General features: G+C 66.0%; 29 protein-coding genes. 13 read left to right on the top strand and 16 right to left on the bottom strand.

Going from position 1 to position 23,442, the window contains the following annotated elements; all coding sequences use genetic code 11:
• Together PLC66_RS15910 and PLC66_RS15905 are read left to right on the top strand one after the other, a co-directional pair.
• The coding region (locus tag PLC66_RS15910; protein ID WP_324542147.1) for a site-specific integrase at nucleotides 1–851 on the top strand (851 nt) is incomplete at its 5' end.
• Nucleotides 852–867: 16 nt separating this feature from the next.
• The gene (locus PLC66_RS15905; protein WP_324542145.1) at nucleotides 868–1,344 is read left to right on the top strand and encodes a hypothetical protein; all 477 of its coding nucleotides are present in this window, start codon (nucleotides 868–870) and stop codon (nucleotides 1,342–1,344) included.
• On the opposite strand, the gene PLC66_RS15900 is transcribed toward PLC66_RS15905, so the two are convergent.
• Entirely contained in the window at nucleotides 1,307–1,972 is a 666-nt protein-coding gene (locus PLC66_RS15900; RefSeq protein ID WP_324542143.1) for a recombinase family protein, read from the bottom strand. The genes PLC66_RS15905 and PLC66_RS15900 overlap by 38 nt on opposite strands.
• Before the next feature lie 154 nt (nucleotides 1,973–2,126).
• On the opposite strand from PLC66_RS15900, the gene PLC66_RS15895 reads away from it, so the two are divergent.
• The 4 genes from PLC66_RS15895 (at nucleotide 2,127) to PLC66_RS15880 (ending at nucleotide 4,059) form a co-directional block, all read left to right on the top strand.
• Complete coding sequence (locus PLC66_RS15895) at nucleotides 2,127–2,609, top strand: hypothetical protein (protein ID WP_324542141.1); 483 nt, start codon at nucleotides 2,127–2,129, stop codon at nucleotides 2,607–2,609.
• A gap of 3 nt (nucleotides 2,610–2,612) precedes the next feature.
• A complete protein-coding gene (locus tag PLC66_RS15890; protein WP_324542139.1) occupies nucleotides 2,613–2,990 on the top strand; it encodes a hypothetical protein in 378 nt (125 codons plus the stop codon).
• A gap of 52 nt (nucleotides 2,991–3,042) precedes the next feature.
• Complete coding sequence (locus PLC66_RS15885) at nucleotides 3,043–3,216, top strand: hypothetical protein (RefSeq protein WP_324542137.1); 174 nt, start codon at nucleotides 3,043–3,045, stop codon at nucleotides 3,214–3,216.
• A gap of 81 nt (nucleotides 3,217–3,297) precedes the next feature.
• Nucleotides 3,298–4,059, top strand: a complete 762-nt coding sequence (locus tag PLC66_RS15880; protein ID WP_324542135.1) for a hypothetical protein — start codon at nucleotides 3,298–3,300, stop codon at nucleotides 4,057–4,059.
• 563 nt (nucleotides 4,060–4,622) lie between these two features.
• Here the strand turns inward: PLC66_RS15880 and PLC66_RS15875 are convergent.
• The 3 genes from PLC66_RS15875 to PLC66_RS15865 form a co-directional block, all read right to left on the bottom strand.
• A complete protein-coding gene (locus PLC66_RS15875; RefSeq protein ID WP_324542133.1) occupies nucleotides 4,623–5,270 on the bottom strand; it encodes a LysE family transporter in 648 nt (215 codons plus the stop codon).
• Between the two features lie 133 nt (nucleotides 5,271–5,403).
• The gene (locus PLC66_RS15870; protein WP_324542131.1) at nucleotides 5,404–6,249 is read right to left on the bottom strand and encodes a DUF6920 family protein; all 846 of its coding nucleotides are present in this window, start codon (nucleotides 6,247–6,249) and stop codon (nucleotides 5,404–5,406) included.
• A 24-nt stretch (nucleotides 6,250–6,273) separates the two neighbouring features.
• Nucleotides 6,274–6,492, bottom strand: coding sequence for a hypothetical protein (locus PLC66_RS15865; RefSeq protein ID WP_324542129.1), 219 nt, complete (start codon nucleotides 6,490–6,492; stop codon nucleotides 6,274–6,276).
• A 140-nt stretch (nucleotides 6,493–6,632) separates the two neighbouring features.
• Here PLC66_RS15865 and PLC66_RS15860 point away from each other — a divergent pair, with 140 nt between their 5' ends.
• A complete protein-coding gene (locus PLC66_RS15860; RefSeq protein ID WP_324542127.1) occupies nucleotides 6,633–7,661 on the top strand; it encodes a nucleoid-associated protein in 1,029 nt (342 codons plus the stop codon).
• Between the two features lie 25 nt (nucleotides 7,662–7,686).
• On the opposite strand, the gene PLC66_RS15855 is transcribed toward PLC66_RS15860, so the two are convergent.
• From PLC66_RS15855 to PLC66_RS15820, 8 genes are all read right to left on the bottom strand, one after another.
• Nucleotides 7,687–8,565, bottom strand: a complete 879-nt coding sequence (locus PLC66_RS15855; protein ID WP_324542125.1) for an AEC family transporter — start codon at nucleotides 8,563–8,565, stop codon at nucleotides 7,687–7,689.
• A 71-nt stretch (nucleotides 8,566–8,636) separates the two neighbouring features.
• Nucleotides 8,637–9,524 (bottom strand): NAD(P)-dependent oxidoreductase, encoded by an 888-nt coding sequence (locus PLC66_RS15850; protein ID WP_324542123.1) that lies wholly within the window; start codon nucleotides 9,522–9,524, stop codon nucleotides 8,637–8,639.
• A 52-nt stretch (nucleotides 9,525–9,576) separates the two neighbouring features.
• Nucleotides 9,577–10,836, bottom strand: a complete 1,260-nt coding sequence (locus PLC66_RS15845; protein WP_324542121.1) for a TRAP transporter large permease — start codon at nucleotides 10,834–10,836, stop codon at nucleotides 9,577–9,579.
• A complete protein-coding gene (locus tag PLC66_RS15840; protein WP_324542149.1) occupies nucleotides 10,833–11,399 on the bottom strand; it encodes a TRAP transporter small permease in 567 nt (188 codons plus the stop codon). Before PLC66_RS15840 ends, PLC66_RS15845 begins: the two co-directional genes overlap by 4 nt.
• A complete protein-coding gene (locus tag PLC66_RS15835) occupies nucleotides 11,399–12,367 on the bottom strand; it encodes a TRAP transporter substrate-binding protein (protein WP_324542119.1) in 969 nt (322 codons plus the stop codon). The genes PLC66_RS15840 and PLC66_RS15835 overlap by 1 nt, the downstream gene beginning before the upstream one ends.
• Nucleotides 12,368–12,488: 121 nt before the next feature.
• Entirely contained in the window at nucleotides 12,489–13,253 is a 765-nt protein-coding gene (locus PLC66_RS15830) for an SDR family NAD(P)-dependent oxidoreductase (protein ID WP_324542117.1), read from the bottom strand.
• Between the two features lie 81 nt (nucleotides 13,254–13,334).
• The gene (locus PLC66_RS15825; protein ID WP_324542115.1) at nucleotides 13,335–14,336 is read right to left on the bottom strand and encodes a transketolase family protein; all 1,002 of its coding nucleotides are present in this window, start codon (nucleotides 14,334–14,336) and stop codon (nucleotides 13,335–13,337) included.
• Nucleotides 14,333–15,184 (bottom strand): transketolase, encoded by an 852-nt coding sequence (locus PLC66_RS15820; RefSeq protein WP_324542113.1) that lies wholly within the window; start codon nucleotides 15,182–15,184, stop codon nucleotides 14,333–14,335. The genes PLC66_RS15825 and PLC66_RS15820 overlap by 4 nt, the downstream gene beginning before the upstream one ends.
• A gap of 201 nt (nucleotides 15,185–15,385) precedes the next feature.
• On the opposite strand from PLC66_RS15820, the gene gcvA reads away from it, so the two are divergent.
• On the top strand, nucleotides 15,386–16,294 hold the full coding sequence (gcvA, locus tag PLC66_RS15815) for a transcriptional regulator GcvA (protein WP_324542111.1): 909 nt from the start codon (nucleotides 15,386–15,388) through the stop codon (nucleotides 16,292–16,294).
• 93 nt (nucleotides 16,295–16,387) lie between these two features.
• Nucleotides 16,388–16,672, top strand: coding sequence for a DUF1330 domain-containing protein (locus tag PLC66_RS15810; protein WP_324542109.1), 285 nt, complete (start codon nucleotides 16,388–16,390; stop codon nucleotides 16,670–16,672).
• A 17-nt stretch (nucleotides 16,673–16,689) separates the two neighbouring features.
• Here PLC66_RS15810 and PLC66_RS15805 read toward each other — a convergent pair whose 3' ends face one another.
• Nucleotides 16,690–17,475, bottom strand: a complete 786-nt coding sequence (locus PLC66_RS15805; RefSeq protein WP_324542107.1) for a cation efflux transmembrane domain-containing protein — start codon at nucleotides 17,473–17,475, stop codon at nucleotides 16,690–16,692.
• A gap of 158 nt (nucleotides 17,476–17,633) precedes the next feature.
• The gene (locus tag PLC66_RS15800; RefSeq protein WP_324542105.1) at nucleotides 17,634–18,068 is read right to left on the bottom strand and encodes a bacteriohemerythrin; all 435 of its coding nucleotides are present in this window, start codon (nucleotides 18,066–18,068) and stop codon (nucleotides 17,634–17,636) included.
• 289 nt (nucleotides 18,069–18,357) lie between these two features.
• On the opposite strand from PLC66_RS15800, the gene PLC66_RS15795 reads away from it, so the two are divergent.
• From PLC66_RS15795 to PLC66_RS15785, 3 genes are all read left to right on the top strand, one after another.
• Nucleotides 18,358–19,356 carry a DnaJ C-terminal domain-containing protein gene (locus PLC66_RS15795; protein WP_324542103.1) on the top strand — a complete coding sequence of 333 codons (999 nt, stop codon included), beginning with the start codon at nucleotides 18,358–18,360 and terminating at the stop codon, nucleotides 19,354–19,356.
• 17 nt (nucleotides 19,357–19,373) lie between these two features.
• Entirely contained in the window at nucleotides 19,374–19,697 is a 324-nt protein-coding gene (locus PLC66_RS15790) for a MerR family transcriptional regulator (RefSeq protein ID WP_324542100.1), read from the top strand.
• Nucleotides 19,698–19,794: 97 nt separating this feature from the next.
• Nucleotides 19,795–20,742: a zinc metalloprotease HtpX gene (locus tag PLC66_RS15785; RefSeq protein ID WP_324542098.1), complete on the top strand. Its 948-nt coding sequence runs from the start codon at nucleotides 19,795–19,797 to the stop codon at nucleotides 20,740–20,742.
• 16 nt (nucleotides 20,743–20,758) lie between these two features.
• On the opposite strand, the gene trxC is transcribed toward PLC66_RS15785, so the two are convergent.
• Together trxC and PLC66_RS15775 are read right to left on the bottom strand one after the other, a co-directional pair.
• Entirely contained in the window at nucleotides 20,759–21,196 is a 438-nt protein-coding gene (trxC, locus tag PLC66_RS15780) for a thioredoxin TrxC (RefSeq protein ID WP_324542097.1), read from the bottom strand.
• A 217-nt stretch (nucleotides 21,197–21,413) separates the two neighbouring features.
• The gene (locus PLC66_RS15775) at nucleotides 21,414–22,022 is read right to left on the bottom strand and encodes a DUF938 domain-containing protein (protein ID WP_324542095.1); all 609 of its coding nucleotides are present in this window, start codon (nucleotides 22,020–22,022) and stop codon (nucleotides 21,414–21,416) included.
• 163 nt (nucleotides 22,023–22,185) lie between these two features.
• Between PLC66_RS15775 and PLC66_RS15770 the strand changes: the two genes are divergently transcribed.
• Nucleotides 22,186–23,385: a CaiB/BaiF CoA transferase family protein gene (locus PLC66_RS15770; RefSeq protein WP_324542093.1), complete on the top strand. Its 1,200-nt coding sequence runs from the start codon at nucleotides 22,186–22,188 to the stop codon at nucleotides 23,383–23,385.
• Nucleotides 23,386–23,442 lie beyond the last annotated feature (57 nt).

Here is a 23,442-nt window from a genome sequence, read left to right as displayed (position 1 = left end):
ATCGGCTGGCTTGGGTGAGCGCGCCCAAAAGGTCAATTGATCAGGGGTTCCCTAAGGGCGGATCACCCCGCAACCGCGATAAGCGCCTTACCCGCGCTGGCGCTGTTCTTCGGTGGGCGAAGAAGAAGCGACTGATTAATGACGACTTCGCAGAGCTTTTCCGCTATCCCGGCAAGATCGAACAAAATTCTTACGCAGCGTTCGATGCCTGCGACCTCAAAGCGCTATTCGAGTCGGAGAGCTACAAGAACGGAACCTTCAAGACTCCTTCTGAATACTGGCTGCCGATTCTCGCACTGCACACCGGAGCGCGACTGAACGAGCTTTGCCAACTATCCGTTACTGACATCGGAACGCATGACGGCGTTGAAACAATCAGCATCCTTGCCAGAGAGGAGGGTAAGCGCCTGAAGAACAAGGCTTCGGAGCGCATCATTCCCATTCACAGCAAGCTAATCGAGCTAGGCTTCCTCGACTACGTCAGAACAATCAAAGCAGGACGCCTCTTCCCGGAACTACCGGAAGACCCGGCACGCCCCGGCAACTTCGGCGCAAAAGCTACTGAGCAATTTACAGCCTACAGGCGAAAATGCGGAGTCGGCGCACTCAGCGGGAAGGGTAACAAAAGCATCCACTCATTCCGCAGCACCTTTATCAGCGCTTTACGCAAGGCCGGAGTGCCAAAGGACCGCCGAACGAGGCTTGCCGGCCACGAATACGACGACACCCAAGACAAGACCTACCACGGCGGCGACGTGCTTACGATGTTCGACTTCAAGACCTTGAAGGCTGACATTGAACAAGTAAGGTTCGAAGTGGAGTTCACCGCTTTCGAGACAGCGCTCAAGTAATCAACGAGGTAGCCACATGCAGCATCTTGTGTTCCACCGCACCTTGGCGGCACTCGCCACCTCCGTTCTTGTATCCGGCTGCGCCACTGAGGCCATTTCACCCTTACAGGCACGAGACGTTCCGAAAGAACGGCATCACTCTACCCCCACTGTTACCTCAAAAAACCCCGCAAGGGCAGTCGTCGTTCGAGACACGGGACTTTACGGCTCTGGGCTCAACGTCCACTTTTCAATCAATGGAGAGAGAACAGCAACGTTCAGCACCGGGGAGCGCTTAGCGGTAACCCTCGACCCTGGGATCTATATCTTTGGCGTTTTGCAGTCAGTCACGCTTGGGAGCGTGCAGGAGAAAAACATCGAAACGCGCCTTGAGCCCGGAGCGACTTATTACTATCGCATCATGATCGAGGACCAAACAGGGACTTCGATTCAGAGATACTTCCCCTCCGCTATCTCTACCCATGCCGGGCAATCACCCGCTGCACCTGACTGAGCCGCCACGCCCCGCCCTTCGGGGCGGGCAAGCCAAACGAGTTCAACTCTTCAACCATCGCCCGTTGTGACAGCCCCCGCGCTTTCATTCCCTCAAACAGCGGGCGCAGCTTCCCGGCAAAAGCATCGGCGGCGCGCTGACGCTCTTCGATGTTCGGGCGCAGGTTCTCCGCACCAGCACGACCAAGCACCACACCGCGAGCCTTTGCAGCCGTAAGAGCCGCCTTCGTGCGGGCGCTGATCTGGTCGCGCTCCCACTCCGACATAACGGCGTGCATCTGAATCATGACCTTGTTCGCCTGCGGCATGTCGGCGGCAACGAACTCAACACCCGTTTCGAGCAAGCCGGACACGAAATGCACGTTCCGCGCCAAGCGATCCAGCTTCGCGATAAGTAGCGTTGCGCCGTTTTTCTTGCACGCATCAAGGGCGGCGCGGAGTTGAGGACGCTTCGCTAGAGCATCCGCACCTTTGCCCGTTTCGACCTCCCGAAACTCGCCGATCAACTCCCACGCGCCGCCGTTCAGGTAGCGAGCAACAGCCGTTTGCTGCGCCTCAAGCCCCAGCCCGGATGCCCCCTGCTTCTGAGTGCTGACTCGGTAGTAAGCGATGAATTTTCCGTTTGCCACAACCCTACCCCTGATGACCACACGACAAGACGAACGTTTAATCTGTGGTCACATTCTGCCGCCCACCAGAACTTGCGTCAATAGCTAATCTTATATTGCATTCGTTTTTGATTCCTGTTAGAGTCGCCCCACTACTCTAAAAACAGGATGCAACATGAGCACACCAGAACTTTTGAGCCGCCAAGCCGCCGCAGAACGGCTGGCGCAGCAACTCCCCGACAAGAACGCGGAACAATGGGCGCTCTTCCTTCGCAACAATGCCAACACCGCACGGCAAGCCTTTTACCGCTTGCCCGTGGAGCGAATCGGGCGCTCTTCCTTCTACCGAGAGGGCGAGCTTTCAAAATTCATCGAGTTTGAGAAGGCGCGCCAAATCGGCACGCTGAAGCTTTCAGGCCGCGCCGCTCAGGCTCTCCAAGCGTTCGGGATCGGGCAGAAGGGCGGCAGCACGAAAGGACGCCAATGGAAAGGCGGTAGCGCCAACCTCATCAATGAGGGCGAATCCATCACCGTCCAAGCGATCATCAACGAGCCGCTGACCGTTTTTGTCATGACCCCGGCGGAAGCCATCGAGTTTGGGCGCGACCTGATCGAAACCGGACAGGCTGCCCAACGCATTAGCGGCCAAAGGGGCTAAGCGATGAGAACTGACACCACAACCATTCCCGCGCAGGAAGCCGCCTACCTGCTGCGACTGAAGCTTGGTCCCATCCGGGCATGGTCCGATTTTCTGGCGGACTGCATTCGCGGACGCGCCAGCCTTCGAGGTCTGACGCTGACGCCATGCTTGCGCATCAAGAACGGCGGCACCTTTCGCCCCATGTATGCGCTTGAAGACGTGGAAGCCTTCATTGCTGAAGTGCTGAAGACCGAGCCAAGCGCCGGACCGACCGCCATCAAGGCGAATACCTTGAGCGTCGATAGGCGCCAACATTGGCGCCTGAACAAGTTCGACCAGCAAGGGACCATGCTGAGGCGGATCGAAGCTCATAGCCGCATGCGAGCGACGGCACACTAATAACCCGACTGGGGCGGCGGGCCTACCGCCCCAACGCAACTAAGGAACCACTATGCAAACCGTGACATTCGAGCAGGCGCACGACATCCTTGAGCAAGCTTGCTACCTTGAGCCAAGCATTGACGGCGGCGACAAGACCATTCATTTCGGCATCAACGATCAAGGCTCCGAGTTCGTGCTGATCCTGTCAGCGATCACCGGAATCGGGAGGCTGAGCACCCTGTAAACAGGACATCCGGGAAAGCGACAGCGTTTTCCCGGATGTCTTGAGTCAGTCACAACTGACCTACCCACGCCGACACCCCCAATGCAACCCATCAACGCCCCTACAGAGCGGACGCAGCGACTCGCAGCGGCTCTAGCAGCCGCCCCACTTGATAACCTTCTATCCCGTTATCGAAGGGAGCTTGCACACAGGGACTTTGCTGTTCAATCGGACGCCGCCGCGAATCGACTGGCAGAAGAGCTAGACCGGCGCGGCATCGCTCCCGTCTTCCGGGTGCTTCGTGACGACTTCGACCACTGCCCCTATCTGATCGAGCATGTAGCGCTGCGTGACCTGATTTGGCTTCGCCAGCGTCATCCAGCGCACAAAGTCGCATGGCTGCAACATCGTGGAGTGTTTCACCCCGACGACGATAAGGCGCTCAAGGCTATGCGGCATCTGCTATGGGAAGGGCGCCGCCCGCCCGCGCAACTCATCAAAGCGCTTGCTTTGACGTTAGAGCAAGCCGCCGAGCTTGCTTGGATCATTCCGGCACCCATAGCGGCACGACGTCGGAAGATTGCAGGTCAGCGCGACCGCGTAGCCGAAAAAATTGCTGGCGCTGTTCGCAGCTCGCGCGACAGGCGTAGCGATGCCGAGAAGGATGCGACCATCCGGCGGCGCGCTGCCATCTGGCAAGCCGCCGAGCTGGCGGACTGGTCGCCAACACGAACGGCGGAACTGTTCGCCATGATGCCCGGCGGCGAGCCCCTACCGCGCAACGTCATCGGCAACCAGCTTGCAGCCATCAAAGAGGCGCTTAACTACAAAACCCCTCGTGTGGGTGGCGCTCAGGGAACGTAGTTCCCTGTGTATTACGTCACGGACTAGAACCCAGTATCAGCAAGGCTTTCAGCCCGTGACAAAACATCCGCTTTAGCCCGTGACGAAGAACGCTCTTGCGTCACGGGCTAACCAGCTCATTCGCATAACTTAGAAACATATCACCCTCCTACTTCTACCCAAGCGACGGAAGCGAAGTCCTAGAAGAAAGCCGCCGGGACGTGGGGATACCTTGCTGCAACGGGCCGAACTTTTCGCCAAACCTTATACATCACCACACGACACCGCGCCGCCGGTTATACTGCCCCGAACTGGTGTCCCGACTGGGACACCAAAAGCAGTCCGCGCCGGAGTGTGGGCGCTGACGAATCAAGACGTTACGGAACTCTGGTGGTGATTCGGGCGATTCTGCCCATCACCACCAACAAATTCAGGGGCTTGCAGCGATGCAAGCCCCTTTGCTTTTCTGTCGGTGCAACAAGGGGCTAACACGTGCCATCAGGACGTCGCGACCACATTGCGTGCGCAAGCCGATCGCCCGCGACAGAACGTCCGCTAAAGCATCCCGAAGCCGCTTCTGGGCATTACGCCCCCGGCGTGGCGTGAGCCGCACGCCTTACGGTCGCCAGCAGCAGCGCTGCCCCCACGAACAGGCCGCCGAAGCTGCGGTTGAGCAGGCGTTGCTGATGCGGCTCGCGCAGCAGGCGCAGCACGCGGGCGGCGAGGCCGGTGTAGCCCGCCATGACCACCAGGTCTACGGCAATCATGGTGGCCGCGAGGATCAGGTACTGCGCCAGCAGCGGGCGCGCCGGGTCGAGAAACTGCGGCAACACCGCGAGGATGAACACGATCGCCTTCGGGTTGCTGGCATTGACGACGAAGCCCTTCATCACCAGCGGCCACGGCCGCGCCTGCGCGGTGTCGCCCGACTCGAGCGCCATCGCCGCGGGCGGCGCCACCCACTGCTTCCAGCCGAGGTAGATCAGGTAGGCGACGCCGAACCACTTGATCACCGAGAAGGCGACTTCGGACGTGGCGAGCACCGCCCCCAGCCCGGTGGCGACGATGCCGATCTGCAGCACCAGCGCCAGTTGCAGCCCGAGCGCGTTCCAGTAGCCGCGGCGGAAACCATGGTTGAGGCCGGAGGACATGGACGCGACCGCGCCCGCGCCGGGGCTCAGGCTGATGATCCAGCAGGCGACGAAGAAGGAAATCCAGGTATCGAGCAACATGGGGACAGCGTCCAGGCAGATTCGGCGGCGAAAGGCAGCCATGTTAATACGCCGACCGCACCGGCGCACGCCCCGCAGCCGGGTCGGTGTGACGCAAAGGACAGCGGCGGCGATCGCCCGGCAAGGTACCCGCCTAGCGCTCGTAGCTGAGTTCCGTGATCGTGCCGCGCCAGTAGGGTAACCGCCCGGCGGGCGTCAGCCACGCCACCTCACCATCGAGCGGGATCAGCAGGCCATCGCGCCGCTGGTAGTTCGACATGCGCCCTTCCCAAGGCGTGGGAATGCACTGGTCACCGACCATGCGGCCCCGACTTTCGGCGCGAACACGGTCGAGGAGTCCGTCCGCTCCAAAGTGAAAGCTCAGGCAGACCCGGATCGCGCCGTCGACCAGCGTGGCGCGGGCGCTGTTCGCATCGATGCGCTCCCATTGCAGGCCCTGGCTGGGCAGGAGCGCGGTCGGATACCACGCAGCCTCGGCCACGAAGCGCATCAGCTCGCCACGCGCCATCTCGCCACGGTCGCGCAGCCTGGCGAGGCTGAAGAGCCCCAGGAGCGCCGGTTCGAGGATCCCCTCGCCGCCAACGTAGGCGTCATGCACGTGCACCGCAAGCCCGGGGGCCATCGACACCCGGGCGTCCCATACGAAGCCCGGGCGGCGGGTGACGACATGCTGGCGGGACGTGAAGGGCCTCCAGCGCTCACCTGTCTCGCTCGTGTTGAAGCTGCCTTGATGCGTCACATCCACGGCGCGGATGATGGGTGTGCCGGGGGGGATTGCCGCGCGCAGGTGACGTGCGACAGGCTCGGGCAGGCCATCGAGTTCGCCGGGGTCGAAGCGCTTGACAGCAGCGCGTGCGCGCGTCGCCTCCAGCCGCTCCAGAAGCACCTGTGCCTTCGCCGACCAGCGCCACCGCCCCAGGCCCCAGAGACCAACGATAAAGACGGCGACCCCGAACACGCCGAACGACAGCCAGGTCATGGCGGGACTCCCCTTGCCGGGCCCTCAGCCCGAAATGGCCTCGAGCACCGCATCCAGGGGCCGCCGCGGGGCCGCTGGCAAGACATCCGTCGGGTAGCCCCAGCGCTTCAGCAACTGCGGGCAGTCCGCCAGCAGGTCGATCGTCGAAGTCGTGAGCTGAAACCGCCACGGCTGGGTGCTGTGGCTGGATGGTGCCAGCGTGGCCAGACGGACGATGGAATGCATGGTGTCGGCGGCGTGCATGGCAGTTCCCCTTTCGTTCATCAAGGCCAGGATTGACCGCTCACAGATTAGCGAAAGCCCGAGTCGATCGATACCGCCCCGCAAGGACGCGCGCCCCACCCATGCGAGAATTCGCCCCCGCCCTCCTGCGAGCCTGCTCCATGCACACCGCCGAACACCACCTCACCCACCTCATCGTCCATACGCTGACCAAGGACGCCGGCGCCCCCGCGCGCCTGGTCCTGCGCGACGCCCCGTGCGCACTCGATGGCGCGGCGCTGCGCCTGGTCGAGCGCCTCTGCGCCCAGTACGAGAGCCGCTCGGCGAAGGGCTTCGGCCGCTTCGAGGAGGGCGAGGAGGCCTTTCCGCTGGCGCGCTGGCTGCGCGCGCATGTGATTGACGACACGCTCGACTTCGTCGCCCTGTCCCACCAGTTCGCCGAGCGCGTGCGCGCGATTGCCGACGAGGAGGAGCTCGAGGACGGCGGCCACCTGGTCATGGCGCGCATTCGCGAAGGCAGCGGCGAAGGCGGTGCCGATTGCCTGTGGGCGGCCGTGCTCGGCGAGGCCGCAGGCGTGAGCATCAGCGGCGCGCTCGAGCTGCGCGATTGCAGCCATGTGGATTTCGCCGCGCTGCACGCTGCCGGCCGCATCGACCTCACCGGCTGGCGGCGCGGCGACGAGCGCTACCTCGGCTTTCTGCGCGGACGCGGCAAGGGCGGCGCCTGGTTCAAGCGCGTCCTCGGCTGCAGCGACGTGATGGTGGCGCTGCAGGAGACGAAGAAGCTGGTGGCCACGCTCGACCGCTTCGTCGACACCGAAGGCCTCGCCCCCGCCACCCGCGACGCCGTGCTCGAGCGCGCCCACGACTACCTCGACACGCTCGGCGAAGCCGGCGCCCCGGTGGTGTTCGAGGAGCTCGCGCGCGAGGTCTTCCCCGAGCAGCCGGCACGGCTCGACGCCCTGCTGCGCGCCGAGGAGACCAAGATCGCGCCCGGCTTCGTGCCCAACCGGCGTGCCATCCGCCCGCTGGTGCGCTTCAGTGCCAGCGCGGAGAACTGGAAGCTGGAGTTCGAGCGCAGCGGCCTGCATTCCGGCGCGGTGCACTACGACCGCGCCACCGACACCCTGGTGCTGTCGGGCGTGCCGGATTACCTGAAGCGCATGCTCGAGGAGGGCGGCGGGGACTGAACGCATCGACCCAAGGCCGCTGCCGTCACGGGGCTAGCCGCAAGGCAAGCGCCAGCGAGATGGAAAGAAGCGCCACCAGATTCCCGAGAATCACGATCGACGCCACTTTCTCCGGCTCCTGCGCATAGCGCTCCGCAAACATGAAGTTCAGGACGGCCGGCGGCAGCGCACCAAACACCATAAGGATGTCGGTCTCCATGTCCGACAGCCCGAATGCAAGGCAAAAGAGGTAGGCGAGCAACATCCCCGTGAGCGGGGTCACGATCGCGCCGACGGTCCCGATACGCCACTCCGCGAACGGCGCCGTGTTCAGGCGGACCCCGAGCGAGAACAGCATCAGACCGGTGGAGACGTCTGCGATAATCTTGATCGCCGACAGGAAGGGCGGCCACAGCGCCAGATCGGACAGACTCACCAGTACGCCGGCGATACCGGCGACGATCACCGGCTCGCGCACCAGCCGCCACACTTTCGCGTTGCGGCCCAACCACCAGGTGGCGATGGCGAAGTGCAGGACGTTCTCGACGAGGAACAGGACCACCGCCGCCGGCAGCACCTTCTCGCCGAACGCAAACAGCAGCAGCGGCAGCCCCATGTTGCCCGCGTTCTTGAACATCATCGGCGGCAGCAGCGTCTTCGGCGCATAGCCCAGCCAGCGCGCGATCGGCCAGCCCAGGAGCCCGGACCCCAGCACGATCACGAGACCGCCGAGCGCAATCATCTGCACATCGGCCAGATCGACAGATTTGCCCGCCAAGGCGGAAAAGATCAGCGCAGGCACGAAGATGCCCATGTTGACCTGGTTGGTGGCGATCATGTCGGGGCGGTGCTTGCGGCCATACAGAAAGCCGATCGCAATCACCGTGAACACCGGAAAGACGATGCTCACGATCTGGACGAGCATTTGGGGTCCTTTGTTGTTTTCGCCTGCGGTGGCCGACGCGCAAGCGCCCCGCGCCCACCGAGCAGGCGGGATCAGGCGTGCGCCGCCGCCCCGTTCAAGGCGTAGTAGCTGCGGATGACCTGACTGTCGTCCGCGCGGCCATCGCCACGTCCCGAGGTGGCGAGGAAGAACTGGTGCGCAAGCGCAGCGATCGGCAGGGCTGCCTGCGCATCCCGCCCCGCCTCAAGCACGATGCCCAGGTCCTTGACGAAGATGTCGACCGCGCTGCTGACTTCGGGCGCGGCCTGCAGCATGCGCGGGCCGCGATCCTTGAGCATCCAGCTCGACGCTGCCGAGCCCCCCATGATCTCGAGCAGCACCTCGAGATCGACACCCACCTTGGCCGCCAGCGCGAAGGCTTCGGCGACCACCGCGATATGCACGCCGCACAGCAGCTGATTCACGGTCTTGACCGTGGCCCCCTGCCCTGCGCGCTCGCCGACGTGGAAGATGCGCTGGCCCATGGCGCCGAACACCGGCTGCAGGGCGTCGAAGGTCGCACGCTCGCAGGCTGCCATGATCGTCAGCGAACCCGCGCTGGCACCAGCGGTACCGCCTGACACCGGCGCATCGACGAAGCGGCGGCCTGCCGCGGTGACGCGCGCGGCGATACGCTCGACCGCAGCCGGCGGGCAGGTCGCCATCAGGCAGACGATGCCGCCCTCTTCCAGCGCCTGCAGCGCGCCGTGGTCGAACAGCACCTGCTCGGCCTGGGCGGCGTTGACCACCATCAGGATCAGGACTTCGGCGCCTCGCGCCGCGGCCACCACATCGGCTGCCGGCTCTGCGCCAGCCGCCGCCAGCGTAGCCAGGGCGGCGGGGTTGAGATCGATGCCGCGCACGCGGTGGCCGGCGGCGAGCAGGTTCTTCGCCATCGGCAGGCCCATCGAGCCGAGTCCGGCGAATGCAATCGTGTTCATGAATCGTCCTTGTGGAAGAGGCGGCCCCCGCGCCTGCGGGGGCCGCATTCGGTCAGTAGAAGGTGAAGGCAGGGACGAAGGAGATCAGGCCGAGCACCGTGATCGCCACCAGGTAGAAGGGCCACAGCTCGCGCACGACCGCGCCCACTTTCTCGCGCGAGATGGCCGCCGCGATGAACAGCGTGGTGCCGACCGGCGGCGTGAAGAGGCCGATGCTCAGATTCACCGCCATCATGATGCCGAGCTGGACCAGATCGAGGCCGATCGCATTGCCAATGGCGACGAAGGTCGGACCGAGCAGCAGGATCGCCGCGGGCAGGTCGAGGAACATGCCCACCGTGACCATGATCAGGTTGAGCATCAGGATCACCATCCACGGCGACTTCAGCGTCTCCACCGTCCATTCGGCCACCGCAGTGGGCACCGACTCCACCGTCAGCACGAAGCCGACGAGGTTGGACGCCGCGATCACCAGCATCACCACCCCGGTCGTGACCGCGGTATGGACCAGCGCATCGTAGAGACGACCCAGGGTCAGATCCCGATACACCAGCATGCTCACGATGAGGCCGTAGAACACCGCCAGCACACTGACCTCGGTCGGCGTGGCGATGCCGGCGCGCAGCAGGATGACGATGAAGGCCGGCATGGCCAGCGCGGGGGCGGCCGATACGGTGGCGCGCAGCACGCCCTTCAGGGTGACCTCGTCGGTCAGCCGCTTGAAGCCGCGCAGCCGGCCCGAGAAGTAGCAGCTCAGCATGAAGCCTGCGCACAGCATCAGTCCGGGCACGAGACCGGCGAGAAAGAGCGCGGCGATCGACTGGTTGGACACGGCTGCGTAAAGGATCAGCGGGATCGAGGGCGGAATCAGGCCGGCAATCACCGACGACGAGGCCGTGGCCGCGGCGGCGAACGCACCCGGGTAGCCTTCGCGCTTCTGCCACGGGATCAGCATCGAACCGAGCGCCGAGGCTTCCGCCACGGCCGAGCCGGAGACGCCGCCGAACACCGTCGACCCCACCACCGTGACCTGGCCTAGGCCGCCGTGGAAGCGGCCGACGAGCATGGTGGCGAAATTGATCAGGCGTTTGCCCAGCGTGCCGCCCATCATCAAGCTGCCTGACAGCATGAAGAAGGGAATCGCCAGCAGCGGGAAGCTCTGCGTGGGCTGGAAGATCTTGACCACCGCGGCAACGCTCGGCATGCCACCGACCGTCACCGCAGCCAGGCCCGAACTGATCACCAGCGCGTAACCGACCGGCAGTGCCAGCATCAGCAAGGCGCCGAACACGAGTAGCATCATCAGCGTCATACGTCCTCCTCGATGTGGTGGGCACGCACCGTGAGCGGGTCGCTCGCGAGCAGCAGCCGCACCAGGGTGGTCAGGGCAGTGATGCCCAGCCCGACGAAGCCGGCGATCATGGCCAGGTAGGCCCATTTCGCCGTGATGCCGGTGACCGGATACACCTCGGTCCCGGTGATCTCGAGCACGTCGAGGCCGACCCAGGCGAGATAGAAAAAGGTGGCCGCGATGAGCACCTGATGGCCGATCAGCAGCACCCGGTTGCCACCGCGCCCGACCATGCCTTGGATGGCGGTCACCGCGATGTGCTGACCGCGCTGGGCGGCGAGCACGATGCCGCCCATGACCAGCCATGGAAACAGGATGTTGGGCATCTCGGTCGGCCAGCCCATGCCTTGGTTGGTGAAGTAGCGGACTACAACCTCGGCCATCAGGGAAATGAACATGATGACCAGGGCGGTGATCGCGACCGCCGTACCGGCGATCACGACACCCCTGTCCACCCACATCACCACCGAGGACAGGGCGCCGGTGTTGGGCGATGCCTCGTTGGGCGTGTGGGCGGTCATCATCACTTGCCCGCTTCCGAGACGATCAGCTTGACCAGCTCAGGATACTGAGCAGCCCACTTGTCATAAACTGGCTTGGTCCTCGCCGCGAAGGCCGCCTGATCGACCTCGTTGAGCTGCACGCCGGCGGCGGTCAGCTTCTCACGCAGCTCGGCATCGGCTGCGAGCGACATCTCGCGGTTGAGCCTGCCGGCCTCGACCGCTGCCTCCTTGACCGCCTGCTGGTCCGCCTTGGACAGGCCGACCCAGATCATCTTGCTGGCGAGCAGGGGCGTGGTCTCGTACTTGTGGCCGGTGAGCGAGATGTACTTCTGCACCTCGTGCAGCTTGGATGAGTAGATATTCATCAGCGGGTTCTCCTGACCGTCGAACACGCCCTGCTGCAGCGCGATGTAGAGCTCGGAGAAGGCCAGCGGCCCCGGGTTGGCGCCGAGCGACTTGAAGATGTCGATCGTCATCGTGTCAGGCGGCGTACGCACCTTGATGCCGGCGAGGTCCTCAGGCGTCGTGATCGGACGCTTGTTGTTGCTGGTGTGGCGGATGCCGTTGTCCCACAGTGCGAGTACGACCAGGCCCTTGGCATTGGCCGCTTCGTCGAGCTTGGCGCCGACTGGGCCGTCGATCACCTGGTAGGCGTGGTTCAGGTCGCGGAACAGGAAGGGCAGCCCGATCAGGTTGAACTCGGGAACGACCCCCGCCGTGCTGCCCTGGGAGTTGGCGCTGAAGGCGAGCGTCCCGAGGCGCATGTTGGTGAGCGACTCGACGTCGTCGCCGAACTGGGCGCTGCCGCCCACATCGACCTTCACCCGGCCGTTGGTCTTCTGCGCGACGAGTTCGGCGAACTTCTCCGAGGCAACGGCCTTGGGGTTGCCCGGTGCAGCGTTGTGCGACAGGCGCAGCACCTGCTGTGCCCAGGCGGTCGATGCAGTCATTGCCAGGGTGGCGGCAATCGCGATCAGTGTCTTTTTCATGAGTTTCTCCTTCCAGTTCCTGATGGTGTGGCCGGCATCCGCAAGCGCGCAGGATGCGAGTCCGTTGTGCGGGCGCGATCAGCCGCTGCGCCCGCGAACCAGTACAAACAAGACGGTTCGATCAACCGTGGATGAGCATGCCGCCGTTGACATCGATGACCGCGCCCGTGATGTAGGACGACAGATCCGAAGCCAGGAAGAGGTAGGCGCCAGCCACCTCTTCCGCGTTGCCCAGGCGATTGAGCGGGATGCTGGCCGCGATCGAGGCCTTCTGCTCGTCGCTGAGCTTGCCGGAGCTGATGTCGGTCTGGATCAGGCCGGGGGTGACGCAGTTGACGCGGATGTTGTCCGGACCGAACTCGCGCGCCATCGCCTTGGCCAGGCCGAGCACGCCGGCCTTTGCCGCCGAATAGTGCGGGCCGCCGAGGATACCGCCGCCGCGCTGGGCCGACACTGAGGACATGCAGGCGATGGAGCCGCCGCCCTGCTTCTTCATGTGCGGGATGACCGCCTGCGACAGGTAGAGCACGCCGCGCAGATTGACGTCGAGGATGCGGTCCCAGCTTGCGGCATCGATCTCGAGCGTCTTGACCGGCTGCGTGATCCCTGCGTTGTTGACCAGCACGTCGATATGACCGAGCTCGGCGATGGCGCGCTCTGCGGCCTTCACGCAGGCGTCCTTGTCGACCACGTTGCAGCCGTAGCCACGGTGCTCGGGACCGATGGAGGCGGCGGCCTCGACCGCGGCGGCCTCGTCGAGGTCGAGGATCACCACCCTGGCGCCATGACTGGCAAACAGGCGGGCCGTGGCCAGGCCGATGCCGCGCGCCGATGCCGCGCCGGAGATCACGGCCACCTTGCCGTCAAGGAGAAGAGCGTTGTTCATGCGGAAGTTCCTTTCAGTGCCCCCCACCGGGGAGCGTTTCGTGTGTTCGAGATCCAGGCGCAGCGTCGCTGCCGGCCCGGCTCAGCTGAGCCAGTTCTTGATCGTTGCCGACATCGCTTCGGTGGAAATCCCATAGCGGTCATGCAGCGTCGGCAGTGCACCGGCGTCGAGGAAGGCGTCGGGCAGCGCGATCTGGCGGAAGGGCGGGGTCACGCCGGCGGTCAGCAGCGCCGTGGCCACCGCTTCGCCCAGCCCGCCGACCGTGGAGTGGTTCTCCGCCACCACCACCAGGCGGCCGGAGCGGCCGGCCTCGCGCAGGATGGTCGCGCTGTCGAGCGGCTTGATTGTCGGCACGTGCAGCACGCCGACGTCGACCTTGTCCGCTTCCAGCGCCTTGGCGACTTCGAGCGCACGCATGGTCAGGATGCCGGACGAGATCACCAGCACGTCGCGACCATCGCGCAGCATCTTGGCCTTGCCCAGTTCGAAGCTGTAGTCGTATTCATCCAGCACCAGCGGCACGTTGCCGCGCAGCAGGCGCATGTACACCGGGCCGTTGTGGGCGGCGATCTGTGGCACCGCCTGCTCGGTGTCGAGCGCGTCGCAGGGGTCGATGATGGTCATGCCCGGGATGCCGCGCATCAGCGCGATGTCCTCGGTCGCCTGGTGGCTGGGGCCGTAGCCGGTGGTGAGGCCGGGCAGCGCGCAGCACATCTTGACGTTGAGGTTCTCCTCGGCGATCACCTGATGCACGAAGTCGAAGGCGCGCCGGGTGCCGAACACCGCGTAGGTGGTGGCGAAGGGCACGAAGCCTTCCTTCGCCATGCCGCCGGCTGCGGCCATCAGCAGCTGCTCGGCCATGCCCATCTGGAAGAAACGCTCGGGGTTGGCCTGCGCGAACAGGTGGAGGTCGGTGTACTTGGCGAGGTCGGCGGTGAGGCCGACGATATCCTGGCGCTGCGCGGCCAGTTCGACCAGGGCCTTGCCGAAGGGCGCAGCCTTGACGCGCTGACCTTCGGAGGCGATCGAGGCAATCATCGCCGAGGTGGTCAGGCGGGGTTTCTTGGCGGTGGCGGTGCTCATCGGGCGGCTCCCTGGGCTTGGTCGAGGATGTCGATGGCTTGCTGCCACTCGGGCGGATCGACACGGATGAAGTGGTTCTTCTCGCGCGTCTCGAGGAAGGGCACGCCCTTGCCCATCAGGGTGTCGCACAGGATCACGCGCGGCCTGGCGTCGGTCAGGTTGCGTGCGGCATCAAACGCAGCGATCACGGCGGCAAGGTCGTTGCCATCCACCCGCTGCACGTGCCAGCCGAAGGAGGCCCACTTGTCGGCCAGCGGCTCGAAACCCATCACCTTGCTCGAGGGGCCGTCGGCCTGCTGGTTGTTGATGTCGACCAGGCAGATCAGGTTGCCCAGACCGTGGTGGGCAGCGCCCATCGCCGCTTCCCAGGTCGAACCCTCGTCGAGCTCGCCGTCGGACATCGAGTTATAGACAAAGGCCGGGTTGCCCTTCAGGCGCAGGCCGAGCGCCATGCCCACCGCGATCGGCAGGCCCTGGCCGAGCGAGCCGCCCGACATCTCCATGCCCGGGGTGTAGGTCGCCATGCCCGACATCGGCAGGCGGCTGTCGTCGCTGCCGTAGGTCTCGAGTTCCTCCTCGGGGATAATCCTGGCCTCGATCAGCGCCGCGTAGAAGGCGATCGCGTAATGGCCATGCGACAGCAGGAAGCGGTCGCGGCCTTCCCACTCCGGATCCTCGGGGCGGAAGTTCATCGCATGGCAGTAGGCCGTCGCCAGCACGTCGGCGTAACCGAGGGCCTGGCCGACATAGCCCTGGCCCTGCACCTCGCCCATCCGCAGCGCAAAGCGGCGGATGCGGTAGGCGCTCTCGGCGACCCGGGCGTGGGCCGGGGAAAGACTTGTTTGCACGCAGTTCTCCTTTGAGTGAAACCGGCGCCTGTCGGGGCCGGGTGGAATCGTTTCGCTCGGTCGGAGAGGGGGAGCTCTCCGCTTCTGCCGATGCCCTTGCGGTGCGTCCGGCGAGTGGGAGAAATCTTATTCCCTTGATTTTCTTGGCTCAAACGAATACTAATGGGCCTATAAGTGAATTGAGCTCATGTGAATACCGCAATGCACAATCGCATTTCCCTCAAGGCGGTACAGGCTTTCGAGGCCGCCGCGCGGCTGTCCTCCTTCGCACTTGCAGCAGAAGAACTGTTCGTCACGCCTTCCGCGGTGAGCCACCAGATCAAGCTGCTGGAGGAGCAATTCAGGGTGCAGCTCTTCCATCGCGTACATCGGGCCGTGGTGCTCACCGACGCCGGACGGCGCTACGCCGAGGAGGTGTCGGCGGCATTCGCGAAGATCGAGCTGGCGACGCGCGAGCTCGGGCGCACGGCCAAGAGCGACATCCTGACGGTGCATTCGACGCCGAGTTTCGCCACCCAGTGGCTGATGCCACGACTGGCGCGATTCAGCTCACAACACCCGGATATCGACGTTCGACTCAACGCTTCGTACCCCCCGCCAGCCGACCTGCTCAACCAGGGCGTCGATATCGACATCCGCTATGGCACGCGGCGCCTGCAACCGGCCGGCACGATGGTGTTGAGCTTTCCGCCGGAAACAATCGTGCCGCTGTGCGCGCCCGCGCTGGCGACGGGTGCACACCCCATCCTCAGCCCCGAGGACCTCGGCCAACACACGCTCATCCACAGCGAGGTCTGCCTGGTGAGCTGGCGCGACTGGATGCGGCAGCATCGCAAGGTCAGGCTCGACATCTCACGCGGCCTGCGCTTCGACCGCTCGTTCATGGCGATCAGCGCCGCTGTCGACGGCCTCGGTGTCTGCCTGGAGAGCCTGTTGCTTGTTCAGCGCGAACTGGAAACCGGCCGCCTCGTCGCGCCTTTCGGCCTGAGTGGCCCGAAGGTGCAGGGCTACACATTGAACCTGCTCAAATCCCGCGCCGAACTGCCCAAGATCCGCAGCTTCCAGGAATGGCTGTTCGACGAACTGGAGGAACGACGAGGGGTCGCCTGAGGCGGGGCGACGTCATCGGAACCGGTAGACGTCCCGTCCTGCGGCCCCCGCACGAGCAATGGACGCACAAACATCATCTTCAAGGAGACAGAAATGAGCGCCTACGTAATCGGACACATCACGGTAAAGGACGAAGGCCTGTGGGCCGAATACCGCAGCAAGGTTCCGGACACCCTCGCCCCCTGGGGCGGCGAGCTGGTGTTCAGGGGGCGCCAGCTCGCGACGCTGGCAGGAGAAAACCCGCACGCCGACGTCGTCGTGCTGCGCTTCGCCGACGCCGCGGCGCTGCAGGGCTGGTACGCCTCGGCGGCCTACCAGGCGCTGATTCCGCTGCGCGAGCGCGCTGCCAACGTGGTGCTCACCGCCTACGAGGCTTGACCGGCGGAGCCGGACGCTCAACGCAAGCGCAGGATGCGCACCGCACCGGCCAGCACCACCGCGCCGATCACCAGGCCGATGATCCAGTCGGGCCACGCGGAACCCGTCCAGGCAACGAGCGCGCCGGCGGCGATCACGCCGACGTTGGCGATCACATCGTTGGCCGAGAAGATGTAGCTCGCCCTCATGTGCGCACCGCCGTGGCGATGGCGGGCAATGATCAGCAGGCAGGCCACGTTGGCAGCCAGCGCGAGCAAGGCGATGCCCATCATGCCCACCGCTTCGGGCAGCGCCCCCGTCATCATGCGGCGCACGGTTTCGGCAAGCGCGGCAAGTGCCAGCAGGAGCTGCAGCACGCCGGCAAGACGCGCAGCACCGAGCTTGTGCGCAGCCGCACGCCCCACCGCATACAGTGCGACGCCATACACCGCAGCGTCGGCAAACATGTCCATGGCGTCGGCGATGAGGCCCGCCGAGCGCGCCCAGATGCCGGCACCAAGCTCGACGACGAACATCGCGGCATTGATCGCGAGCAGGACCCATAACGCGCGGGCCTCGGCCGCGTCGTCGGCCGGCGGTGCGCAGCGCGCCTCGTCGACCGTCAGGGCGCGGCTCTCGGCCAGCTGCGCCCCGAAGCCGAGCGGCTCGAGACGCGCGAGGATGTCCGCCGCCGTGCCGCCATGGTCCACGACGAGCCGGCGCGCCGGCAGATCGAAAGCCAGCGCTGCCACCGGCAGATCGGCAAGCCGCATGCGCACCATCTGCTCTTCGGACGGGCAATCCATGCCGGGAATATGGAACACACTGCGCGCCATCGCCCCGCCCCATGGCGCAGACTCATCGGCGCGCCGGGGCACGACAGGGTCCGGCGTCGGTGCGGCGGGCACGCGGCTGCAAGCACATGCCCCCGAGCAACTGGAGGCAGGCTCCCCCGCCGCGCCGCCGCCCCGTGCCGTCTGCATCAGAACACCCTCGACTTTTTGAACAGGGGCACAAGCAGCATGTCGGACTTCATCACATGCTCCACCAGCCAATGGCGCAGGAAGTGGATCAGCTCCTGGCTCTTGTCGCGCAGCCCATCGGCGCCGACCGCGGGATCGTCGAGCAAGGCCTGGATGCGCTCGACCAGCCCGTCGAGCTCGCGCAGCAGCTGGCGATGTTCCTGCTTGTGCTGGTCGAGGTGGATGTAGCCCCAGGCGATCTGGATACGCTCCTCGCGCTCGAAGTGCCCTGCCGCGTAGCGCCGCAGTTCCTCGAGCGCCATCTCGATATGTGGCCGGTTCTCGGGAAAGCGCAGCACCAGCTCGACCGTATTGATCAGCAGGATGAGATAGCGGTGATCGGCGTCAATCTCTTCGTGGCCGATGCTCATTTGCGGGCGCCAGAAGATGGGCATGCTGCGCTCCCCTTTCGATTGCGTGATCGCGGACGGCAGCGAACGGACCGTGGCCAGTGGCACCCTGGATCGAGCTGCAGAGGGGATCATGACAGCCTCGCGTTCGACCGCATAGCCGCGCCTCCGGGCGCTGCGGTGTCTTGCCTGCCGGCGGCGGCCCCCGCCATCAGCGACGACGGAAGGGATCGCCTCGCTGAACCCGAGGCTCCACTTGAGCGACGAGGCTGCAGGGTAAGCTCGCTTCTGGCTAAACTTTCGGCGTAAGTCCTTTTTCTGCTGGGTGAGCGCAATGCAGTTTCCGGATTACTACGCGACACTGGGCGTTTCTCGCGAGGCGAGTCAGGACGAGATCAGGAAGGCCTACCGTCGCCTGGCGCGCAAGTACCACCCGGATGTGAGCAAGGAACCCGACGCCGGCAAGCGCATGGCTGCGGTCAACGAAGCCAACGAGGTGCTCTCGGACCCCGAGAAGCGCAAGGTGTACGACGCCGTCGGCCACCAGGCCTGGGCGCAAGGCGCCCGCAGTGCCGACGATGTGCGGCCACCGCCGGGGTGGAACCGTGCCTACACGCACAGCACCGGAGACGGAGCGTTTTCCTGGCATGAACACCGCCCGGGATTCGACGAGGACTACAGCGAGTTCTTCGAGGAGCTGTTCGGCCGCGGGGCACGTGCCGGCGCGCAAGCGCGGGCGACGGGCGCGGGTCAGGCATGGCCAGGCGAAGACCAGCACGCGGAGATCACGATCGATCTTGCCGAAGCCTACCGCGGCACCGCGCGCACGCTGACGCTGCAAGGCGTCAGGATCGATGCCGGCGGACAGGTCGTGCCGGATGTTCGCACACTGAATGTCAGGATTCCTGCGGGCGTCGCCCAGGGGCAACTGATCCGTCTTGCTGGGCAGGGGCTACCCGGCATTCAGGGCGGCAAGCCAGGAGACCTCTACCTGAAGGTGCACATCCGCAGCGACGAGACCCTGCGCATTGCCGGGCGTGACGTGCATATGCGGGTCCTCGTCACCCCCTGGGAGGCGGCCCTCGGCACGGAGATCACGGTCGCCACCCCGGCCGGCCCCCTGAGCGTGACCCTGCCAGCGGGATCGGCGCGCGGGCGCAAGTTGCGCCTGCGCGGCAAGGGAATCCCGGGCCGCACACCGGGCGATCTCTACCTGGAACCGGAGGTCGGCGTGCCCAGAGCCGTGACGCCGGAGCAGAAAGCCGCCTGGGAGGCACTGGCCAGGGCCTACCCGGGTTTCGAGCCGCGGCCGCCCCAGTGGGGCGCGAGATGATTTGGAGGCATGCCACCATGACGCACCCCGACCCCGATGACGCCCGCCATGCCCTGGAGCTGATCGAGGGCGACATGCTGTGCCTCGAGGACTTCGCGCGTCTGTGCTCGGTCAGCACCGACTGGGTGCTGGCGCGGGTGCAGGACGAGGTCCTCACCGCGACCTGGCGTGAAGCGGCCTGCTTCTTGTCGAGTGCGACGCTGTGGCGCGCCCGGCAGATGGTCGCCATCGAGCGCCAGTTCGACGCCGACCCCGCATTGGCCGCGCTGGTGACCGACATGGTTGAGGAGATCCGGCGCCTACGCGACCGGGTCGCCTATTACGAGTCCCGCCAGGGCTAGGCTCGGAGCGCGCGCCGTGCCAGGGCCCGACGCCGAACCGGCTTTCGCGCCACTGAATCCACTGGCGCCTGGAACAGCCGCGCGGGAGCGGAGCTGAATGTCCGCCATCGACCCCACCGGCTGGCAGCGGCATCGGTTCGCCAACCGGCTGCAAACCCTCCTCCTGGTACTGACGCTGCTGGGCATCTGTGCGTTTGCCGGCGCCTTGCTCCTCGGCCGGGAGGGGCTCTGGCTGGCGCTCGTTGGGGCCATGGTGGCGCTGGTGTTCGAGCCGGCTGCAGCCTCCGCATTGACTTTGCGTCTCTATGGCGCCCGCCCGCTTGACTACGATGAGGCGCCAGGCATTCACCGAATATTGCGGGAGCTGGCAGCGCGGGCGAACTTGCCCGCCCTGCCGGTGCCCCATTACGTGCCCAGCCGCATGGTCAACGCCTTCGCCACCGGAACGCGCCGGCGCTCCGCGGTCGCACTGACCGACGGCCTGCTGCGCACGCTGACACCGCGCGAACTCGCCGGCGTGCTCGCACACGAAGTCGCCCACATCGCGCACGGCGATTTGAGGGTGATGGGGCTGGCCGACTACATCAGCCGTCTGACCCACCTGCTGGCCGCGACCGGACAGCTGGCCCTGCTCATCGTGTTGCCGTTCGTGCTCAGCGGAGCCGTCCACATCAACCTGTGGAGCTTGCTGCTGCTCGCCGTGTCACCACATCTTGCCGTGCTCGCCCAACTGGGTCTGTCGCGCACACGCGAATTCGACGCCGATCTCGCCGCCGTGCGACTGACCGGCGATCCGGCCGGCCTCGCTTCCGCGCTGGCAAAGATCGAGCAGGTCAACCGGGGCTGGCGCGCCTGGCTGCAGCCGGGCTGGGGCCACCCCGAACCGTCCTGGCTGCGCACCCACCCCGCCACCCACGAGCGCATCGCGCGCCTGCGCGAGCTCGCCGCAGAGGCGGCGCCCATACCCGCATGGCCGGCCGCCACGCTCGCTCACCACTCCCCCGCGACACGCCCGCGCTGGCGTGCCAGCGGACTTTGGCGATGAGCCTCTCGAGCCCTGTTCAGCCCAGCTGCGCCGTCGCCCAGCGCACGATGTCCTGCGCGCCCATGGCGCCGCTCTGGCGCGCAATCTCGCGCCCGCCGTGAAACAGCACCATGGTCGGGATGCTGCGAATCCCGTAGCGTGCCGCCAGACTCTGCTCGGCCTCGGTGTTCAGCTTGGCCAGGCGCACTCGCGGCTCGAGCATGCCTGCGGCCTGCTGGAACTGCGGCGCCATCATCTTGCATGGCCCGCACCAGGGCGCCCAGAAGTCCACCAGCACGGGCAGGTCATTGCGCTCGACATGGCGTGCGAAGCTGTCGGCCGTGAGCGCCGCCGGCGCGCCGTCGAACAGCGCCTGATGACAGCGACCGCAACTGGGCGCCTCGCCCAGCCGATTGCCAGGCACGCGGTTGATGCCGTGGCAGTGGGGACAAACGATGTGCAGTGATTCGTTCATGACGTGTTCCTGAAAGCGGGTCTCGACATCGGGTCGCAAGGCCGGATCGACTTGCCGCGCAAGGCAGCTGCAGCCACGGCCGCGCGCCCGCCTACCCGCTACGACACATGAGGCCCGGGCTCGAGAAATCAAGTGCATCGACGGACCGGCGAGCGGCGTGTGCTGGACCGCAGCGGGGTCCGACGACGATCGGGCTGCTTGCGCCAGCCACGCGCCCTCAGGCGCGGCGGAACACCAGGCTGAAGTTGTTCGCCGGCATGTCGACCACTTCTTCCAGCCGAAAACCGCGCAGCTGCGCCTCGGCATCCACCGCTTCCAGGTCGCGCACCGCAAAGCGCGGATCGACGCTGCGCAACCATTCGTCGAAGTCGGCATTGCTCGGCGCGGTATGTGCGCCACCGCGGCGGTAAGGGCCATAGCAATAAACCACGCCGCCTGCGGGCAAGACCGCCGCCGCACCGGCAAACAACGCGGGCGTGCTCTCCCACGGCGAGTAATGCAGCACGTTGATCGCCACGATCGCGTCGGCCGCGGCGACCGGCCAGGGGCTGGCCGCAAGATCCAAGCACAGCGGGGCCAGCACGTTGGTCAGCGCGCTGTACGCCACCCAGTCCGTGATCGAAGGCATCGCTGCGGGGTCGGCATCGCTCGGCTGCCAGCGCAGCGCCGGCAGGTGGCGGGCGAAATGCACCGCGTGCTCGCCAGTGCCGCTGCCGAACTCGAGCACCAGGCCTTCGGCCGGCAGCACGCGCTGCAGCACGGCGAGAATGGGATCGCGGTTGCGCGCGGCGGAGGGCGAGAACTGGCGGCGGTCGTGGAGCGGCATGGCATTCGGCAGGCAGGATGCGGGCGGGCTCGATTATCGCCTGCCCACGCGCCCCCGATCACGCTGCGGCGCCGAACCCGCCTCACGGAAGCGGTCGGCACGGGTGCGGCGACCCCCATGCTGAGATAATGGCAGCCCGTTCATCACTCCCCGCGCTCCTGCCATGACCTCCGCGCCCAAACCCCTCGCCGGCCTCAAGGTCGTCGAACTCGGCACCCTTATCGCCGGCCCCTTCGCCGCCCGCATCCTTGCCGAGTTCGGCGCCGAGGTGATCAAGATCGAGTCGCCCGACGGCGGCGATCCGCTGCGCAAGTGGCGCAAGCTCTACGAAGGCACCTCGCTGTGGTGGTACCTGCAGTCGCGCAACAAAAAGTCGTTGACGGTGAACCTGAAGCACCCCGAAGGCATCGAGGTGGTGCGCCGGCTGGTGGCCGAGGCCGACATCGTGGTCGAGAATTTCCGCCCCGGCGTGCTCGACAAGCTCGGCCTCGGCTGGGAGGCGCTGTCGGCGATCAACCCCGGCCTGGTCATGCTGCGCCTGTCGGGCTTCGGCCAGAGCGGGCCGATGGCGCAGCAGCCAGGCTTCGGGGCGATCGGCGAATCGATGGGCGGGCTGCGCTACGTCACCGGCTTCCCCGACCGGCCACCGGTCAAGACCGGGATCTCGATCGGCGACTCGATCGCGGCGCTGTGGGGTGCGCTCGGCGCGCTGATGGCGCTGCGCCACAAGGAGGTGAACGGCGGCGCGGGCCAGGTGGTGGATGTCGCGCTGTACGAGGCGGTGTTCGCGATGATGGAGTCGCTGGTGCCCGAGTTCGACGTGTTCGGCTTCGTGCGCGAGCGCACCGGCAACATCATGCCGGGCATCACGCCGTCCAACACCCACACCACCCGCGACGGCCGCCACATCACCATCGGCGCCAACGGCGACGCGATCTTCCGCCGGCTGATGAAGGCGATGGGCCGCGACGACCTCGCCGACGACCCGACGCTGGCCGACAACGCCGGCCGCGATGCGCGCCGCGACGAACTCTACGCGCTGATCGACGCCTGGGTGGTGCAGCACGACGAGGCGGAGGTGCTGGCTGCGCTCGCCGCGGCCGAGGTGCCGGCCTCGCGCATCTACTCGGTGGCCAACATGTTCGCCGACCCGCAATTCATCGCGCGCGAGATGCTGCACACGGTGAAACTGCCCGACGGCCGCGACTGCCGCATGCCGGGGGTGGTGCCCAAGCTGTCGGCGACGCCGGGCGGCGCAGAGTGGATCGGCCCCGCGCTGGGGGCGCACACCGACGCGGTGTTGCAGGGCCTCGGCTACAGCGCGGCGGACATCGCCCGGCTGCGCGACGAGGGCGCGGTCTGAGGCGCGACCGCGATCGCGCCCTCACATGCCGCCCAACCCCTGGCCAGCGGCCGGGGG

The sequence above is a fragment of the Thauera sp. genome, assembly GCF_035444905.1.
Taxonomy (GTDB): Bacteria; Pseudomonadota; Gammaproteobacteria; order Burkholderiales; family Rhodocyclaceae; genus Thauera.
Note: the sequence above shows the minus strand (reverse complement) of the source record. Positions and strands in the feature narration are given on the sequence as shown.

Coding starts and splice junctions, on each gene's coding strand:
- PLC66_RS15885 (WP_324542137.1), top strand. CDS start 3,043: ATGCAAACCGTGACATTCGAGCAGGCGCACGACATCCTTGAGCAAGCT.
- PLC66_RS15830 (WP_324542117.1), bottom strand. CDS start 13,253: ATGAACAACGCTCTTCTCCTTGACGGCAAGGTGGCCGTGATCTCCGGC.
- PLC66_RS15875 (WP_324542133.1), bottom strand. CDS start 5,270: ATGTTGCTCGATACCTGGATTTCCTTCTTCGTCGCCTGCTGGATCATC.
- PLC66_RS15795 (WP_324542103.1), top strand. CDS start 18,358: ATGCAGTTTCCGGATTACTACGCGACACTGGGCGTTTCTCGCGAGGCG.
- PLC66_RS15880 (WP_324542135.1), top strand. CDS start 3,298: ATGCAACCCATCAACGCCCCTACAGAGCGGACGCAGCGACTCGCAGCG.
- PLC66_RS15870 (WP_324542131.1), bottom strand. CDS start 6,249: ATGACCTGGCTGTCGTTCGGCGTGTTCGGGGTCGCCGTCTTTATCGTT.
- PLC66_RS15860 (WP_324542127.1), top strand. CDS start 6,633: ATGCACACCGCCGAACACCACCTCACCCACCTCATCGTCCATACGCTG.
- PLC66_RS15850 (WP_324542123.1), bottom strand. CDS start 9,524: ATGAACACGATTGCATTCGCCGGACTCGGCTCGATGGGCCTGCCGATG.
- PLC66_RS15770 (WP_324542093.1), top strand. CDS start 22,186: ATGACCTCCGCGCCCAAACCCCTCGCCGGCCTCAAGGTCGTCGAACTC.
- PLC66_RS15800 (WP_324542105.1), bottom strand. CDS start 18,068: ATGCCCATCTTCTGGCGCCCGCAAATGAGCATCGGCCACGAAGAGATT.
- trxC (WP_324542097.1), bottom strand. CDS start 21,196: ATGAACGAATCACTGCACATCGTTTGTCCCCACTGCCACGGCATCAAC.
- PLC66_RS15785 (WP_324542098.1), top strand. CDS start 19,795: ATGTCCGCCATCGACCCCACCGGCTGGCAGCGGCATCGGTTCGCCAAC.
- PLC66_RS15845 (WP_324542121.1), bottom strand. CDS start 10,836: ATGACGCTGATGATGCTACTCGTGTTCGGCGCCTTGCTGATGCTGGCA.
- PLC66_RS15895 (WP_324542141.1), top strand. CDS start 2,127: ATGAGCACACCAGAACTTTTGAGCCGCCAAGCCGCCGCAGAACGGCTG.
- PLC66_RS15835 (WP_324542119.1), bottom strand. CDS start 12,367: ATGAAAAAGACACTGATCGCGATTGCCGCCACCCTGGCAATGACTGCA.
- PLC66_RS15865 (WP_324542129.1), bottom strand. CDS start 6,492: ATGCACGCCGCCGACACCATGCATTCCATCGTCCGTCTGGCCACGCTG.
- PLC66_RS15840 (WP_324542149.1), bottom strand. CDS start 11,399: ATGATGACCGCCCACACGCCCAACGAGGCATCGCCCAACACCGGCGCC.
- gcvA (WP_324542111.1), top strand. CDS start 15,386: ATGCACAATCGCATTTCCCTCAAGGCGGTACAGGCTTTCGAGGCCGCC.
- PLC66_RS15810 (WP_324542109.1), top strand. CDS start 16,388: ATGAGCGCCTACGTAATCGGACACATCACGGTAAAGGACGAAGGCCTG.
- PLC66_RS15905 (WP_324542145.1), top strand. CDS start 868: ATGCAGCATCTTGTGTTCCACCGCACCTTGGCGGCACTCGCCACCTCC.
- PLC66_RS15825 (WP_324542115.1), bottom strand. CDS start 14,336: ATGAGCACCGCCACCGCCAAGAAACCCCGCCTGACCACCTCGGCGATG.
- PLC66_RS15890 (WP_324542139.1), top strand. CDS start 2,613: ATGAGAACTGACACCACAACCATTCCCGCGCAGGAAGCCGCCTACCTG.
- PLC66_RS15790 (WP_324542100.1), top strand. CDS start 19,374: ATGACGCACCCCGACCCCGATGACGCCCGCCATGCCCTGGAGCTGATC.
- PLC66_RS15855 (WP_324542125.1), bottom strand. CDS start 8,565: ATGCTCGTCCAGATCGTGAGCATCGTCTTTCCGGTGTTCACGGTGATT.
- PLC66_RS15775 (WP_324542095.1), bottom strand. CDS start 22,022: ATGCCGCTCCACGACCGCCGCCAGTTCTCGCCCTCCGCCGCGCGCAAC.